The sequence below is a fragment of the Micromonospora sp. NPDC048999 genome (assembly GCF_040649295.1).
In the GTDB taxonomy this organism is placed as follows: Bacteria; Actinomycetota; Actinomycetes; order Mycobacteriales; family Micromonosporaceae; genus Micromonospora.
On the sequence record NZ_JBEZFI010000001.1, the window covers coordinates 55,394 to 70,954 of the forward strand.

14 protein-coding genes are annotated in these 15,561 nt (G+C 71.9%); 4 read left to right on the plus strand and 10 right to left on the minus strand.

The features are described from left to right. Positions 1-3 precede the first annotated feature (3 nt). Genes AB0C02_RS00250 through AB0C02_RS00265 form a run of 4 tightly spaced genes read right to left on the minus strand, consistent with a single transcriptional unit; the run spans position 4 to position 5,574 of the window. Positions 4-1,818: a glycoside hydrolase family 13 protein gene (locus tag AB0C02_RS00250; RefSeq protein ID WP_357539501.1), complete on the minus strand. Its 1,815-nt coding sequence runs from the start codon at positions 1,816-1,818 to the stop codon at positions 4-6. Then, positions 1,815-2,687, minus strand: coding sequence for a sugar ABC transporter permease (locus tag AB0C02_RS00255; protein ID WP_357539503.1), 873 nt, complete (start codon positions 2,685-2,687; stop codon positions 1,815-1,817). The genes AB0C02_RS00250 and AB0C02_RS00255 overlap by 4 nt, the downstream gene beginning before the upstream one ends. Beyond that, positions 2,684-4,324, minus strand: coding sequence for an ABC transporter permease subunit (locus AB0C02_RS00260; protein ID WP_357539505.1), 1,641 nt, complete (start codon positions 4,322-4,324; stop codon positions 2,684-2,686). The genes AB0C02_RS00255 and AB0C02_RS00260 overlap by 4 nt, the downstream gene beginning before the upstream one ends. Further along, complete coding sequence (locus AB0C02_RS00265; protein ID WP_357539507.1) at positions 4,324-5,574, minus strand: maltose ABC transporter substrate-binding protein; 1,251 nt, start codon at positions 5,572-5,574, stop codon at positions 4,324-4,326. The genes AB0C02_RS00260 and AB0C02_RS00265 overlap by 1 nt, the downstream gene beginning before the upstream one ends. A 198-nt stretch (positions 5,575-5,772) precedes the next feature. Here AB0C02_RS00265 and AB0C02_RS00270 point away from each other — a divergent pair, with 198 nt between their 5' ends. Continuing rightward, on the plus strand, positions 5,773-6,846 hold the full coding sequence (locus AB0C02_RS00270) for a LacI family DNA-binding transcriptional regulator (protein ID WP_357539509.1): 1,074 nt from the start codon (positions 5,773-5,775) through the stop codon (positions 6,844-6,846). Positions 6,847-6,984: 138 nt separating this feature from the next. Then, positions 6,985-8,619, plus strand: coding sequence for a glycoside hydrolase family 13 protein (locus tag AB0C02_RS00275; RefSeq protein ID WP_357539511.1), 1,635 nt, complete (start codon positions 6,985-6,987; stop codon positions 8,617-8,619). 150 nt (positions 8,620-8,769) lie between these two features. Here AB0C02_RS00275 and AB0C02_RS00280 read toward each other — a convergent pair whose 3' ends face one another. Genes AB0C02_RS00280 through AB0C02_RS00305 form a run of 6 tightly spaced genes read right to left on the minus strand, consistent with a single transcriptional unit; the run spans position 8,770 to position 13,323 of the window. Continuing rightward, a complete protein-coding gene (locus AB0C02_RS00280; RefSeq protein ID WP_357539513.1) occupies positions 8,770-9,213 on the minus strand; it encodes a hypothetical protein in 444 nt (147 codons plus the stop codon). A 60-nt stretch (positions 9,214-9,273) separates the two neighbouring features. After that, positions 9,274-9,645, minus strand: coding sequence for a GntR family transcriptional regulator (locus tag AB0C02_RS00285; RefSeq protein WP_357539515.1), 372 nt, complete (start codon positions 9,643-9,645; stop codon positions 9,274-9,276). Further along, entirely contained in the window at positions 9,642-10,577 is a 936-nt protein-coding gene (locus tag AB0C02_RS00290) for a YhjD/YihY/BrkB family envelope integrity protein (RefSeq protein ID WP_357539517.1), read from the minus strand. Before AB0C02_RS00290 ends, AB0C02_RS00285 begins: the two co-directional genes overlap by 4 nt. Positions 10,578-10,635: 58 nt before the next feature. Continuing rightward, positions 10,636-11,181 carry a 2'-5' RNA ligase family protein gene (locus tag AB0C02_RS00295; RefSeq protein WP_357539519.1) on the minus strand — a complete coding sequence of 182 codons (546 nt, stop codon included), beginning with the start codon at positions 11,179-11,181 and terminating at the stop codon, positions 10,636-10,638. A gap of 57 nt (positions 11,182-11,238) precedes the next feature. Continuing rightward, the gene (gene trpS / locus AB0C02_RS00300) at positions 11,239-12,264 is read right to left on the minus strand and encodes a tryptophan--tRNA ligase (protein WP_357539521.1); all 1,026 of its coding nucleotides are present in this window, start codon (positions 12,262-12,264) and stop codon (positions 11,239-11,241) included. A gap of 33 nt (positions 12,265-12,297) precedes the next feature. Next, positions 12,298-13,323, minus strand: a complete 1,026-nt coding sequence (locus AB0C02_RS00305; RefSeq protein ID WP_357539523.1) for a hemolysin family protein — start codon at positions 13,321-13,323, stop codon at positions 12,298-12,300. Between the two features lie 84 nt (positions 13,324-13,407). Between AB0C02_RS00305 and galE the strand changes: the two genes are divergently transcribed. Then, positions 13,408-14,391, plus strand: a complete 984-nt coding sequence (gene galE / locus AB0C02_RS00310) for a UDP-glucose 4-epimerase GalE (RefSeq protein WP_357539525.1) — start codon at positions 13,408-13,410, stop codon at positions 14,389-14,391. Beyond that, the gene (galK, locus tag AB0C02_RS00315; RefSeq protein WP_357539527.1) at positions 14,388-15,560 is read left to right on the plus strand and encodes a galactokinase; all 1,173 of its coding nucleotides are present in this window, start codon (positions 14,388-14,390) and stop codon (positions 15,558-15,560) included. Before galE ends, galK begins: the two co-directional genes overlap by 4 nt. Position 15,561: the final 1 nt, after the last annotated feature.

Genomic DNA, 15,561 nt, shown 5'->3' on the forward strand with positions numbered 1-15,561 from the left:
CCGTCAGACGAGGCGCCAGACCTGGAAGGTGGGACCGTCGGCGGGGAGGGTCACCGTGCCGTCGGGGGCGGGGCGGAGGGCGGGGGCGCCGCCGTAGACGTTCTCCCCGGCGGGCAGGCCGGTGAGGTGGACCGGGGTGCCGGGGGCGCGGCGGGCCAGCACCAGCACCGCGCCGGTCGGCGCCTCACGCAGGAAGACCAGCGTGTCGGCATCCGCGTGCAGCCAGCGCAGGCCGCCGTGCCGCAGCGCCGGCTCACTGCGGCGCAACGCCAGCAGCGACCGGTACGCGTCGAACGTGCGCCGGTCCCAGCTCTCCGGCCGGTGCCACGGCATCGGGGTACGCGAGCCCTCGCCATTCGTGCCGGTCAGCCCCAACTCGTCGCCGGCGAAGACCACCGGGGTGCCGGGCATCGTGGCGAGCAGCCCGGCGGCCACCTCCTGCCGGGCCGCGTCGCCGACCACGGTCCGGATCCGGGCCGAGTCGTGCGAGCCGAGCAGCTGCCATGAGTGCACGTACGACCGCCAGGAGATCAGCGACCGGTAGGTGTTCATGGTGGCGAGCACCGCGCCCGCGTCCCGCCGCCGCACCCCGCCCGGAGTGCCGAGGAAGTTGGGCAGCGGATCGTCACCGTGGCGCAGCCAGGACCAGACCGGGTCGGTGAAGCCGACGTAGTTCATCGTCCCGTGCCAGCCGTCCCGGTCCAGGTCACCGGTGTGGTCGTGACCGTGCTCGGCGAGCAGCAGCCCGTCGGCGCGGGTCTCGGCGACCACCTCGCGCAGCAGGCGGGCCACCTCGTGGGTGTACGCGTCCGCGCCGCGCCGGCCGGTCATGTTCGCCACGTCCACCCGCCAGCCGTCCAGTGCGTACGGCGGGCGCAGCCAGCGGCGCAGCAGCGAGTCCTCGGCGGTGGCGAAGCGGCGGCGCAGCTCGGCGCTGCCCCAGTTGAGCTTCGGCAGCGACTTGACCCCGTTCCAGGACTCATAATCGCCGGTCACCTGGTCGAAGTAGTACAGCTCCCGCTCGGGGGCGTGGACGTCCGAGATGGCCGCGGTGAACCACCGGTGGGCGTCGCCGGTGTGGTTGCTGGTGATGTCGCCGAGCAGCCGCCAGCCCCGGGCGCGTACCGCGCCGGCCAGCCGGGCCAGGGCGGCGTCCCCGCCGAGCAGCGGGTCGATGGTGTCGAAGCTCGACGCGTCGTACCGGTGGTTGGAGCGGGCCGGGAAGACCGGGGTGAGGTAGACGGTGTTGACCCCGAGCCGGTCCAGGTGGTCCAGGTGCTCGCGAACGCCGTCCAGGTCACCGCCGTAGAACTGGTACGGCGTCTCCGGGCCGCGCCCGATCACCGGCGTGTCCCAGTCGCACGGGATGGCCCAGTCCGGCACCGCCCGGCCGTCGGCGGCGGCGGAGCGGGCGAACCGGTCCGGGAAGATCTGGTAGATCACCGCGTCCCGGGCCCAGGCCGGCGGCGGGGCGTAGCTGACCAGCTTGAAGTCACCGTGGTCGGGCACGTCGTGGTCGACCAGGCCGGCGGCATTGAGCCAGCGGTAGCCCTTGGCACCGGCGAGCAGGAACCGGTAGTTGCTGACCGGGTTGCGCACCTCGACATCGGCCCGCCACCACACGTCACCGCCCTCGGTCCGGTCGACCACGGCCTCGACGAAGCGCGGCTCGCCGTCGCCGGTGGTGCGTACGTGCACCTGGCGGACGTCGGCGCCAGCCGGCGCCCGGACGAAGACCGGGACGGTCTGCCCGAGCGCGGGCTCCTGCTCGGGCACGTAGGTGGCGGATCCGTCGTGGTGCGGTTGCAGCATGCTCATCCCTTGACCGCTCCGGAGGTGAGGCCGGAGACGATGTAGCGCTGGAGCAGTTGGAACACCAGCACCGTGGGGATCGCGGTGAGCAGAGTGCCCGCCGCGAACATCCCGAAGTTGTTGTTACGCTCGCCGGCCACCAGCCCGAACATTCCGACCGCGAGGGTCTTCGACTCGGTGTTGGTGAGGAACACGTTGGCGATCATGAATTCGTTGATCGTGCCGATGAACGACAGCAGCGCGGTCACCGCCAGAATCGGCGCCACCAGCGGCAGCATGATCCGGAAGAAGACCTGCGCGTGCGAGGCACCGTCCATGGTGGCCGACTCGTCCAGTTCCTTCGGCAGGGTGTCGAAGAAACCCTTCATCAGCCAGGTGTTCACGCCCAGCGCGCCACCCATATAGAGCAGGAACAGGCCCCACGGGGTGTTGAAGCCGATCGCAGGCCACAGGTCGGTGACCGTCGTAAAGATCAGGAAGATCGCCACGATGGCCAGGAACTGCGGGAACATCTGGATCAGCAGCAGCGCGAGCAGCCCGATCCGCCGCCCGGCGAAACGCATCCGGGAGAACGCGTACGCGGCCAGCGCCGACAGGAAGATCGAGATGAAGGCGGCCGTCCCGGCGATCAGCAGCGAGTTGAGGAACCAGTGGGCGAACGCGGTCTTGTGGAACAGGTTCGCGAAGTTCTCGAACGACGCCCCGGTCGGCAGCAGTTCCGTCGAGGAGAGGGTGCCGAGCGGGTTGAGGGCCGCGGAGAGCACGAACAGGATCGGGAAGAGGCTGAACGCCACCGCCACCACTCCGACGACGTGCCGCCAGCCCACCTGGGTGAACCAGCGGCGCCGCGCCCTCCCGGAGATCTGGCTGCTCACGAGTACACCTCCTCCTGCTTGCGGGTACGCCGGAAGCTGATCGCCGACACCGTGGCCACGATCGCGAAGATGAAGATCGAAACCGCGGCGGCCATGCCGAACTCGGCGCCCTGGGCGCCGAAGGCCAACCGGTAGGTGTAGGTGATGAGCAGGTCGGTCGCGCCGTTGGTCGGGTTGTCCGCCGGGAACGGTCCGCCCTCGGTGGTCAGCCAGATCGCGTTGATGTTGTTGAAGTTGTACGCGAACGACGCGATCAGCAGCGGCGAGAGCGCAACCAGCAGCAGCGGCAGGGTGACCGTCTTGAACGACTGCCACGGCGTCGCGCCGTCGACCGAGGTGGCCTCGGTCAGCTCCCGGGGGATCGCCTGGAGCGCACCGGTCGTCACCAGGAACATGTACGGATAGCCCAGCCAGAGCTGCACCAGCAGCACCGCCGCGCGGGCCGTCCACGCCCCGCCGAACCAGTCGACGCCGAGCCCGAAGAGGTTGTTGACCAGGCCGAAGTCGGTGTTGAACATGTCCCGCCAGACCAGCAGCATCGCGAACGACGGCATGGCGTACGGCAGGATCAGCAGCACCCGGTAGAGGTTGGTGCCGCGCATCCGGGGCGAGTGCAGGGCGAGCGCGATACCCATGCCGAGCAGGAAGGTGAGCCCGGTCGAGCCGATCGCGAAGGCGAAGTTCCAGAGCAGCGTGCCGAAGAACGGGCCGGAAATGTTCGAATCGGTCAGCACCCGGCTGAAGTTCTTCAGCCCGACGTTGACCTTCCAACCCTGGGCGAGCCGGTCCCCGTCGGCGGCGACGAAGGAGCCGCTCGCCGGGTCGGCGGTCCAGGTCTTGCCGGTCTCGCTGTCCGTGATGCAGTCACAGCCCGCGTCGTACGCCCGCAGGGCCGTGCCCTCGTAGGCGCGGGACAGGCCGTTGGACCGGATGGCGCCGGAGGAGGTCGGCACGATCAGGTCGGTGATCTCCTGGCTGCGGAGGCTGGCCTGGCCGAAGTTGAGCACGGTGTAGCCGTCGGCGGCGGTGACCTTGCCGGTCGGGCTGACGGTGACCTGGCCGGCGTCGAGCTTGCGCAGCCCACCCGCGTCACCGGCGGAGACCTCGTGGGTCTTCGGGTCGCTCAGCAGGAAGACCAGCGGGCCGGCGGCCGGGTCGCCCGTGGTGGCGATGGAGAGCGAGTACTCGGTGGAGCCGGGGACCTGCTTGACCGAGGAGGTCTGGATGGCGACGATCGCGTCGTCCTTGCTGCCGCGGTGGCCGTCGCCGAAGTTCGTGAACGCGGTGCTCGCGGTATAGAGCACCGGGAAGACCTGGAAGGCGATCAGGAAGAGCGTGCCGGGGACCAGGTACTTGGCCGGGACGTGCCGGCGGGTGAGGTAGAGGTAGAACAGGCCGGCGGTGGTGGCTGCCAGGATGGCCAGCCCGACCCAGTGCTCGGCCTCGATCAGCGGGAACGCCGCCCAGATCGCGATCCCGGCCACCAGGCCGAGCAGGACCACCTTGACGACGAGACCGGTCGCGGTGATCGGCGCGTGGTGCTGCGCGGTACGGGGCGTGCGCGGGAGCCCGCGGCGACCGGGCTCCCGGCCCGGGGCCTGCGTGGCAGGCCCCGAGCCGGACAGCGGCGTGTTCATTACTTGATCTGACCGGCGATGGTCTTGCCGGCGGCGGTGATCGTGCTGGCCGGGTCGGCGCCACCGATGATGGCGGCCTCAGCCTTGCCGAACGGGTCCCAGATCGCGGCCATGGCCGGGATCGCCGGGAGCACCTGGCCGTTCTTGCCGGCCTCGGCGAACTTGGCCAGGTCCGGGTCCTCGCCCTTGACCTGGTCCAGCGCCGCGGTCAGCGCCGGCGGGCGCGGCTCGGCGTGGTACAGGGCCACGGCCAGCTCGGGCTTGGTCACGTAGTTGGTGACGAACTCCTGGGCCAGGGCCTTGTTCTTGCCCTTGGCGGCGACGTAGAACGCCTGGACGCCCACGAACGGCTGGGCCTCCGCGCCGCCGGCGAAGCCGGGGACCGGGGAGATGTCGTAGGAGATGTTGGCCTTCTTGGCGTCGCCGATGGCCCACGGGCCGGAAACCAGGAAGGCGCACTTCTTGCCGGTGAAGGTGGCGATGGAGTTCTCACCGGTGATCGAGCGCTTCAACGCGCCGTCGCCCTTCTCACCGAGCTTCGCGATCTTCTGGAAGGCCGCGATCGACTCCGGCTTGCCCACGCCCAGGTCGGTCGGGTCGTAGTCGCCGTTGGCGTCGGTGCCGAAGAGGTAGCCACCGCCGGAGGTGTAGAGCGGGTAGATGTGGTAGGCGTCGCCGTTCTGGCCGGACTGCAGGCAGAGGATCTCGCTGGCCTTCTTCTCAGCCTTGAGCTTCTTGCCGGTCTCGACCAGTTCCTCGATCGTGCTCGGCGCCTCGGGGGCCAGCTCGGTGTTGCGGATCAGCGCGATGTTCTCCTGCGCATAGGGCACGCCGTAGAGCTGGCCGTTGAAGCTGACCGCCTTCACGGCGACCTCGCTGAACGCGCTCTTCTGCTCGGCCGAGAGCTGCACCGGGTCGATGGCGCCGTTCTGCACCAGGTTGCCGATCCAGTCGTGCGCGCCGACCACCACGTCCGGGCCACTGCCCTGCTGGGAGGCGGTGACGAAGTTGGTCTGCAGGTCCTTGGAGACGGCCTGGACCTCGACGGTGACGCCATTCTCCTGGCCGAACGCCTCGGCGAACGGCTTGAGGGCCTCGGTCCGCTTGTCGTCGGCCCAGATGACCAGCTTGCCGCCGGTCGCCTTGCCGGACTCCTTGGCAGCCGGCTTGTCGTTGCCGCTGCCACCGCAGCCGGAGGCGGCGAGCGCCAGGCCGAGGACAGCGACCACACCCGTGGTACGGATGCGCATCGGTACTCCTGTCGTCATGGCGGCCCGCCGGGGGACGGACGGCCCGCCAGTGGAAACCTCTGTAAGTTTCTTGCTGACCGGCGCTGGGTGATGCGCCGCTGCTCTCGCATGTTGCGGGCACGTTAGCAAGACGTTGCAGAGAATGGAAGGGCTTGCAACAGTGTACGCAAGAACTTGCCCGTAAGCTAAAGTGCCGCCATGCGCGCTCGTCTGTCCGACATCGCCCAACAGGCCGACGTCAGCGAGGCCACGGTGTCGCGGGTGCTCAACGACCGCCCCGGAGTGGCTCCCGAGACTCGGCAGGCCGTCCTGACCGCCCTCGACGTGCTCGGTTACGAGCGCCCCGCCCGGCTGCGCAAGCGCAGTGCCGGGCTGGTCGGCCTGGTGGTGCCGGAGCTGGAGAACCCGATCTTCCCGGCCTTCGCCCAGGTGATCGAGTCGTCGCTCGCGCAGAGCGGCTTCACTCCCGTGCTGTGCACCCAGACCCCCGGCGGGGTCCGCGAGGACGAGTACGTCGAGCTGCTGCTGGACCGGCAGGTCTCCGGCATCGTCTTCGTCTCCGGCCTGCACGCCGACACCGCCGCCAACCACGACCGGTACCGGGCGCTCATCGCCCGGCCGCTGCCGATCGTCATGATCAACGGCTACGCGCCGAACATCCCGGCGCCCTTCGTCTCCTGCGACGACCGGGAGGCCGCCGACCTCGCGGTGGCCCACCTGGTCGCCCTGGGCCACCGCCGGATCGGCCTGATCACCGGCCCGGACCGGTTCGTGCCGGTGCAGCGCAGGGTCGGCGGCTACACGGGCGCGATGCAGCGCCTCACCGACGTGTCCGACGAGGAGTTGGACGGGCTCACCGAGCTCTCCCTCTTCGGCGTCGAGGGCGGCGAGGCAGCCGCCGGCCGGCTGATCGAACGCGGGGTGACCGGCCTGATCTGCGGCTCCGACCTGATGGCGCTCGGCGCGATCCGGGCCGCCCGCCAGCGCGGCCTGTCGGTCCCCGGCGACGTCTCCGTGGTCGGGTACGACGACTCCTCGCTGATGGCCTTCACCGACCCGCCGCTGACCACCGTGCGCCAGCCGGTCATCGCCATGGCGGTGGCCGCGGTGCGGGCCCTGGTCGACGAGATCAACGGCCATCCTGCCCCGCACTCCGAGTATCTGTTCCGGCCGGAGTTGGTGGTCCGCGGCTCCACCGCAGTGGTACGCCAGGCCGGCGCCGGCGCCAAGCCGCAGCGCCCGGCGCCCTCCTCGCTCGTCATCCCGGCCTAAATCACAGCATTTCTTGCGCAAGATTTGCTTGACTCTTGCAGCGCTCCGGCGGCATCCTGCTCAGATGCCCCTACCCGTCAGCCACGCCGACGCGGGGGTTCGCCGTCGTACCGCGCCAGAGAACGGGGTTCGTCACCCATGACCGCCGCCACCCATCCCACGCCGCTGACCTCCGACGACGACTGGTGGCGATCCGCGGTCGTCTACCAGGTCTACGTCCGCAGCTTCGCCGACGCCAACGGCGACGGGGTCGGTGACCTCCGGGGCATCCAGGAGCGCCTGCCCCACCTGCGCGACCTCGGTGTGGACGCCCTCTGGCTGACCCCCTTCTACACCTCACCCCAGATCGACGCCGGCTACGACGTGGCCGACTACCGCAACGTCGACCCGCTCTTCGGCGACCTCGCCGACTTCGACGCGATGATCGCCGACGCGCACGCCCTGGGCCTGCGCATCATCGTCGACCTGGTGCCCAACCACACGTCCAGCCGGCACCCCTGGTTCGAGGCGGCGCTCGCCGCCGGCCCCGGCTCCCCCGAGCGCGAGCGGTACCTGTTCGCCGAGGGCAAGGGCGAGGCGGGCGAGCTGCCGCCGAACGACTGGGAGAGCATCTTCGGCGGCCCCGCCTGGACCCGGGTCGCCGACGGCCAGTGGTACCTGCACCTGTTCGACCCGGCCCAGCCCGACCTGAACTGGCGCCACCCGGAGGTGCGCGCGGAGTTCGAGGACGTCCTGCGGTTCTGGCTCGACCGGGGCGTGGACGGCTTCCGGATCGACGTGGCGCACGGAATGATCAAGGCGGAGGGGTTGCCGGACGTCGGCTTCAACTCGATGACCACCGGCCAGCGCCAGTCCGAACTGCTGGGCAAGGGCCGGCTGCCGTACTTCGACCAGGACGAGGTGCACGACATCTACCGCGCCTGGCGGCCGATCCTGGACAGCTACCCGGGCGGACGGATGGCGGTGGCCGAGGCGTGGGCGGAGACCCCGCAGCGGCTCGCCCGCTACATCGGCCCGGACGAGCTGCACCAGGCGTTCAGCTTCGACTTCCTCGACGCCACCTGGTCGGCCGACTCGTTCCGCAAGGTGATCGACACCGCGCTCGCCGAGTCGACAATCGTCGGCGCCCCGACCACCTGGGTGCTCTCCAACCACGACCGGCAGCGACACGTCACCCGGTACGGCGACGGCGAGGTCGGCCTGCGCCGCGCCCGGGCCGCCGCCCTGCTGATGCTCTCGCTGCCCGGCTGCGCCTACGTCTACCAGGGCGAGGAACTGGGCCTGCCGGAAGTGCTGGACCTGCCCGACGAGCTGCGCCAGGACCCGGCGTTCCTGCGCACCGGCGAGAGCCGGGACGGTTGCCGGGTGCCGATCCCGTGGAGCGGCGAGCTGGCCCCGTACGGCTTCGGGCCGGCCGGCAGCGAGCTGAGCTGGCTGCCGGCCCCGGCGACCTGGCGCAGCCTCTCGGTGGCCGCCCAGGCGGGCGTGCCCGGCTCGACGCTGGAGCTCTACCGGGCCGCCCTGCGGATCCGGCGGGAAAACCCGGCGCTGGCCGGCCTCGACGGCATCACCTGGCTGGAGACCGAGCCCGGGGTGCTGGCGTTCCGCCGCGCCGCCGGGGGCGTCGAGCTGACCTGTGTCGTCAACATCAGCGGCGCCGAGGCCACGGTCACCGGTTACGGCCGGCCGATCGTCGCCAGCGCCGACCTCACCGAGCGGGGCGACGGGCACGTCCTGCCGGTGGACGCGGCTGCGTGGTTCGAACGGCGCTGAGCCGGGTAACCCGCCATTGACCTGGTCGTCCGTTGTGCTCCGCGCCGACGGGCGACTGGGCTACCGACCCCTTGTGGTGGGGGGTGAGGTGGCGCCGGCGCCTCGGGGAGTCCGCTTCCCGAGGCGCCGGTGTCCAGCTGGGACGGCCGCTCAGCCCTCCTTGCCGGTGAGCAGCTCGGCGATCCGGGCGAAGCCGGCCCGTACCTCGTCCCGGCTCGGCACCGGTGTCGGCGTCGGTGCCGGCTCCCGCTCGGCGGCCAGCTCCAGCTCCTCGTCGATGGTGTCCTCGAAGTCGCCGTAGAGGTCCGCCTGGTCGACGCTCGCCGCCTCGTCCTCGGCGGCGAGCTGCGCCGCGGCGATCTCGCCCCGGATCTCCTCCGGCGTCAGCGCCGGCAGCAGCGGCTCGACCACCGCCATCAACTGCGCCTCGGCCACCACCGCCTCGGCCAGGGCGAGCGCGTGCGGTCGCTCGTACGGGCCGCACACCACCGGCTCCCACTCGTCGGCGTCGCCCAGCGGACCGAAGGTGATGATCCACGGCAGGCCGAGCATCGGCGAGTCGTCCGGCAGGTCCAGTGTCACGAGCGCGCCCACGGCCTCATCATGGTCGGTCTCGCCCGGAACATGCGCGGCATTCACACCAATTGCCCTTTCCTACGTCCGGGTCGTGGACAGGGCGGCCCGGATGAGGGCGAGGGCACGGTCCGGCGGGACACCCAGGCGAGCCGCCTCGGCTGCATAGTCGGTGGCGGCGCGGTGCAGGCGGTCGACGGCGTCGTCGCGGCCCGGCGCCACCACGGTGCCGTGCCGACCCCGGGTCTCCACCAGGCCGGCCCCCTCCAGCTCCCGGTACGCCCGGGCCACGGTGTTCACCGCCAGACCCAGGTCGGCGGCGAGCTGCCGGACCGCGGGCAGCCGAGTGCCGACCGGCAGCCCGCCATCCCCGATCATCCGGGCGAGTTGCCCGCGCACCTGCTCGTACGGGGGCACCGCCGAGCCCTGGTCGATCCGGATCCGCGTGGTCATCCCGCCCCTCCCGGAGTGCCGGGTTCGGTCACCTCGTCGGCTTCCACGTCCACCTCCCGGGCCGTGCGGCCCTCGGCCAGGTCCACCACCCGGCCGTACCGGCTGGTCGCAGCCAGCGCCGCCCCGAACAGCACCAGTTGGTTGAGCAGGTAGAGGTAGAGCAGCAGCCCCACCGCAGTGGCGACCACCGCGTACGCCGGGTTCCGCTCGGTGCGGACCACGTAGTAGCGCCCGACCGTGTTGAGCAGGGTGATGCCGACCGCGACCACGAGCACCACCGGACGCAGCCGGCGGCGGCTCATCCGCAGCCGGGGCACCGCCACCAGCAGCGCCCCGGCCAGCACCACGTTCACCAGGACGCTGAGCACCGCGCTGACCGTGGTCAGGCCGATCGACCCGGTGCTGCGCAGCAGGAAGCGCAGCAGCGACTCCAACGCGTCCACAGCCGCCACCGAGATGCCGAGCAGCACGAAGACCGCGACCAGCACCCCCAGGTCGACCAGGCGGCGCACCACCAGGTTGCCGGGCTGCTGGTTGAGGCCATACATCAACCGCTGCGAGGAGCGGATCGCCTCCACCCAGGCGACCCCGGTGAAGATCAGGATGATCAGGCCGACCACCCCGACGGTTTTGCTGCTCTCCGCGATCTGCTGCGGTTCGAGGAAGGGCAGGTTCTTCTCGAGGAACTTCGCCGCAGCCCGACTGGCCTCGTCGTTGTCCTTCAGGATCGCGCCGAAGGCCGCGTATCCGACGAGGGCGAGCGCGAAGGCCGCGAAGAAGCCGTAGTAGGCGATCGCCGCGGCGAGTCGGCCGGCGAGCACGTCGGTGTAGAGCGTCCCGGCCCGCCACAGGTGATCGAAGGCCGGCAGCCGGTCGCGCGCCACGTCGATCCGGCGGTCGAACGCGGCCTCGACCCGGCCGAACAGGTTCACCACGTCATCCTCGCCGATCCCGCGTCGGGACGAGGAACGGCCGACCGGGCGCAGGCGCTCAACCGCCCAACCGGAAGTCGCCGCGCGGCTGCCACCGGGTCGCCCCGCTGTGCGAGAAGAGGGTGAACGCCTCCACCTGGAACAGCGCCGAGAAATCGGCCAGGTCCTCGTACGCCTTGTCGAGCGCCTCCGACGGGACGTCCTGGGCCACCGTGACGTGCGGGTGGTACGGGAAGCGGGCCTCCCGGTGCAGCTCGGGGGCCGAGTTGATCGCGGCGGCGAGCAGCTCGCACTCGCTGATCCCGGCCGCCACGGCCACGAAGACCACCTGGGTGACCGGGCGGAACGTCCCGGTACCCCGCAGGTGCAGGGCGAACGGCAGGTGCGCGGCGGCCACCCGGGCCAGGTGCTCCTCGACGGCGGGAAGCGCCCGCGCCGGAATCTGGGTAGGCCCGAGCAGGGTGACGTGCGCCGGGACGACCTGTGGATCGCCGGCCTCGACCCGGCGGCGGGTGAGCATCTCGCCCCACGGTTCGGGGATGTCCACCGCGATCCCGATCTCGATGGTGTCGCCGGCGTCCGGCACCCCGTCCCTGCTGTCCACGCTCCCCGCCACCCCTCCGGCCACCGGCTTCGTATCTCTTTCCGACGTGCCCGGCCGCTACCGCGACTGCAGCGGAGGGAAGAAGCCGATCCGGTCGTACGCGGTGCGCATCGTCTCCGCGGCGACCACCCGGGCCTTCTCCGCGCCCTGCGCGAGCAGCTTGTCGAGCTGGGCGGGATCGTCCAGATAGGTGCGCGTGCGCTCCTGGATCGGGGTGAGGGCCTCCCGGACCACCTCGCCGAGGTCCTTCTTCAGATCGCCGTAGCCCTTGCCGTCGTAGGCGGCGACCAGGTCGTCGATGCTGCGGCCGGAGAGCGCCGAGTAGATGCTCAGCAGGTTGGCGATGCCGGGCTTGCCCACCGCGTCGAAGACGATCTCGCGGCCGGTGTCGGTGACCGCGGAGCGGATCTTCTTGGCCGAGCGGGCCGGGTCGTCCAGCAGGTCGATGATGCCGGCCGGCGAGGAGGACGACTTCGACATCTTGGCGGTCGGGTCCTGCAGGTCGGTGATCTTCGCGGTGTCCTTGACGATGTGCGGCGCGGGCACCGTGAAGGTCGGCCCGAACAGCGTGTTGAACCGCTGGGCCAGGTCGCGGGAAAGCTCCAGGTGCTGGCGCTGGTCCTCGCCGACCGGCACCGCGTTGGCCTGGTAGAGCAGGATGTCGGCGGCCATCAGGACCGGGTAGGTGAAGAGGCCGACGCTGGCCCGCTCGCTGCCCTGCTTCAGCGACTTGTCCTTGAACTGGGTCATCCGGCTGGCCTCACCGAAACCGGTGATGCAGCCGAGCACCCAGGCCAACTGGGAGTGCTCGGCAACCTGGGACTGGACGAAGAGGGTGCTGCGCTCCGGGTCGATGCCGACGGCCAGGAGCTGCGCGGCGGCGACCCGGGAACGCTGCTTGAGCACCTTCGGGTCGTGGCCGGCCGTGATCGCGTGCAGATCGACCACACAGTAGAACGCGTCGTGGCTCTCCTGCAGGGCCACCCAGTGCCGCACCGCGCCCAGATAGTTGCCGAGGTGGAACGAGTCGGCCGTCGGCTGGATGCCGGAGAAGACGCGGGGGCGGGCAGGTACGTCGGACATGCCGGCAATTCTGTCAGCCCGACCCGGGACGCGTCATGACGGGCCGGTGGATCGCCTCTCGGCGGACGTCACCCGGGCCGTGACCTCGCGTCGCGGCTCGGGCAGGCGCGCGGCAGAGACTGCCAGCCGGGACACCCGCCGCCCCTCCAGCGCGAGCACCCGCAGCAGCCAGCCACCCGGCGGGTCGTCCGGGGCGGGTCCGGCCGGGCCGTCCCGGGCGGGAACCACCGGCACCTCGTCCCCGGCGACCGGGAGTCGGCCCAGGGCGGCCATCACGAAGCCGCCGACCGTCTCGTACGGCCCGGCGGGCAGCGGCACCCCGGTGCGGTCGGCGAAGTCGGCCAGGTTGAGTCGGCCGTCGACGACGGCGGGCAGGCCGGCGACCGTCGGGTCGGGCGGGGCCTCGTCCTCGTCGTGGATCTCCCCGACCAGCTCCTCGATCAGGTCCTCGCAGGTGACGATGCCGGCCGTGCCGCCGTACTCGTCCACCACCACGGCCAGGTGGTGCCCCTCCCGGCGCATCTCGGTGAGCGCGGCCAGCACCCGCTTGCTGCCGGGCAGTCGCTTCACCTCGCGGGTCAGCGCACAGATGCTGGCACCGCTGCCGTGCTCGGGCCGGAGCAGCACGTCCCGCAGGTGGACGAAGCCGACCACGTCGTCGTGGGTGCCGTCGACCACCGGGTAGCGGGTGTGCGTCTCGGCCCGGACCAGCCGCTCCGCCTCGGCGACGGTGAGCCCGACGGAAAGGAACACCACCTCGGTACGCGGCACCATCACCTCGCGGACCAGGCGCGCCCCGGCCACCAGCACCTCGTCGATGATCCGCCGCTCGTCGGGGTCGAGCACCGTGTTCGCGGCGACCAGGTCGCGCAGCTCGGCCTCGCTGATCCGTTCCCGGCCGGCCGTCGGGCTGGCCCCGAGCAGATCGGTGACCAGCCGGGTCGCGCCGTCGGCGGCGCGGACCACGAGCCGGGCGACGGTCCGGGCGACCGGACCCGGCTCGCGTCGCGCCCGCCCCGGCGGTCGTCGCCGGAGCCGGCGGCCGCCTGCCTCCCGCATAGAAGGATGGTAGACAGCGGACGCGACAGCCGTAGGGTGATCGTGGACGGTCGCCGCGGGGCGCGGCCAGGCAGGAGGATCGACGTGAAACTGCTCGTCACCGGTGGCGCCGGCTACATCGGCAGCGTCGTGACCCGGATGCTGCTGGACGACGGCCACGACGTGACGGTCCTGGACGACCTGCGCACCGGCCACCGGGAGGCCCTCGCCCCCGAGGCGACCCACGTCGACCTCTCGGTGCACGAGGCCGCCCGGGTGCTCACCCCCGACGCCGGCTTCGACGGCGTGCTGCACTTCGCCGCGCTGATCGCCGCCGGCGAGTCGATGGTCAAGCCGGAGCTCTACTGGCAGAACAACACCGTCGGCTCGCTCGCCCTGATCGACGCGGTACGCGCCGCCCGGGTGCCCCGGCTGGTCTTCTCCTCCACCGCCGCCGTCTACGGCAACCCCACCGAGCTACCCATCCCGGAGACCGCCGTCAAGGCCCCCACCAACACGTACGGGGCGACCAAGCTGGCCGTCGACATGGCGCTCACCTCCGAGGCGATCGCGTACGACCTGGCCGCCGTCTCGTTGCGCTACTTCAACGTCACCGGGGCGTACCTGCACGACGGGCGCGCCCTCGGCGAACGGCACGACCCGGAGACCCACCTCATCCCGCTCGCCCTCGACGTGGCCGCCGGCCGGCGCGAGAAGCTGCAGCTTTTCGGCGACGACTACCCCACCGTCGACGGCACCTGCATCCGCGACTACATCCACGTCGCGGACCTGGCCCGCGCGCACCTGCTGGCGCTCGACGCCGCCACGCCCGGACGGCACCGCATCTACAACCTGGGCAACGGCAACGGCTTCACCAACCGCCGGGTGATCGAGGTGGTCCGCGAGGTCACCGGCCACCCCGTACCGGTCGAGGTGGCCCCCCGCCGCGAGGGCGACCCGGCCGAGCTGGTCGCCTCGTCCGCGCTGGCCCGCGAGGAACTGGGCTGGGTGCCGAAGCAGCCGACCCTGCACGACATGGTCGGCGACGCCTGGGCCTTCTACCGAGAGCACGTGCTGGGGCGGCGGTGACCGCCGCGCCGCCGGCCGACGTCGCGGCCCGCGCCACCGCCGGCTTCCGGCAGCGGTACGGCGGTGAGCCGGCGGGCCGCTGGGCGGCTCCCGGCCGGGTCAACCTGATCGGCGAGCACACCGACTACAACGACGGCTTCGTGCTCCCCTTCGCGCTGCCGCTGCGTACGGTGGTCGCCGCGACGTCCCGGAACGACGCACGCTGGACGGTCTGGTCGGAGCTGGACGCCGCCCCGGTCGAGTTCGGCCCGGCCGACGTCGACGAGCCCGGCCGGGTAACCGGCTGGGCCGCGTACGTGGCCGGGGTGGTCTGGGCGCTGCGCGCCGCCGGGCACACCGTTCCCGGCGCGCGGCTGGCCGTCGCCTCCGACGTGCCGGTCGGCGCCGGGCTCTCCTCCTCGGCGGCCATCGAGGCGGCGGTGCTCGCCGCCCTGGTCGACCTGGGCGGGCTGCACCTGCCCACCGACCGGTGGCCCCGGCTCGCCCAGCGCGCCGAGAACGACTACGTCGGCGCGCCCACCGGGATCATGGACCAGTCCGCGGTGATCCGTGGCCGGTCGGGGCACGCGCTCCTCCTCGACTGCCGCACCGAGGAGATCGAGCAGATCCCGTTCGACCTGGCCCTCGCCGGGCTGGCCATGCTGGTGATCGACAGCCGCGCCCCGCACCGGCACGCCGACGGGGAGTACGCCGCCCGCCGCAGGTCCTGCGAGCGGGCCGCCCGGACCCTCGGGGTGCCGGCCCTGCGCGACGTGAACATCACCGACCTCGACGCGGCGCTGCCGAAGCTGCCCGACGACGAGACCCGCCGCCGGGTCCGGCACGTGGTCACCGAGGACCAGCGGGTGCTCGACACGGCCGTGCTGCTGCGGGCCGGCCTGATAGGCGACGTCGGCCCGCTGCTGACCGCCTCGCACGCCTCGATGCGGGACGACTTCGAGATCACCGTGCCGGAGGTCGACATCGCGGTCGAGGCGGCCCTGGCCGCCGGGGCGTACGGCGCCCGGATGACCGGCGGCGGCTTCGGCGGCTGCGTACTCGCCCTGATCGAGGCGTCCGCCGCCGACGCCGTGGCGGCCGCCGTGGCCACCGCGTACGCCGAGCGCGGCTTCGCCGCCCCCGGCCCGGTCACCGTCTTCCCGACCGGCGGCGTCACCCGCCTCGACTGAT

Coding starts and splice junctions, on each gene's coding strand:
- AB0C02_RS00250 (WP_357539501.1), bottom strand. CDS start 1,818: ATGAGCATGCTGCAACCGCACCACGACGGATCCGCCACCTACGTGCCC.
- AB0C02_RS00260 (WP_357539505.1), bottom strand. CDS start 4,324: ATGAACACGCCGCTGTCCGGCTCGGGGCCTGCCACGCAGGCCCCGGGC.
- AB0C02_RS00265 (WP_357539507.1), bottom strand. CDS start 5,574: ATGCGCATCCGTACCACGGGTGTGGTCGCTGTCCTCGGCCTGGCGCTC.
- AB0C02_RS00270 (WP_357539509.1), top strand. CDS start 5,773: ATGCGCGCTCGTCTGTCCGACATCGCCCAACAGGCCGACGTCAGCGAG.
- AB0C02_RS00275 (WP_357539511.1), top strand. CDS start 6,985: ATGACCGCCGCCACCCATCCCACGCCGCTGACCTCCGACGACGACTGG.
- AB0C02_RS00285 (WP_357539515.1), bottom strand. CDS start 9,645: ATGACCACGCGGATCCGGATCGACCAGGGCTCGGCGGTGCCCCCGTAC.
- trpS (WP_357539521.1), bottom strand. CDS start 12,264: ATGTCCGACGTACCTGCCCGCCCCCGCGTCTTCTCCGGCATCCAGCCG.
- AB0C02_RS00305 (WP_357539523.1), bottom strand. CDS start 13,323: ATGCGGGAGGCAGGCGGCCGCCGGCTCCGGCGACGACCGCCGGGGCGG.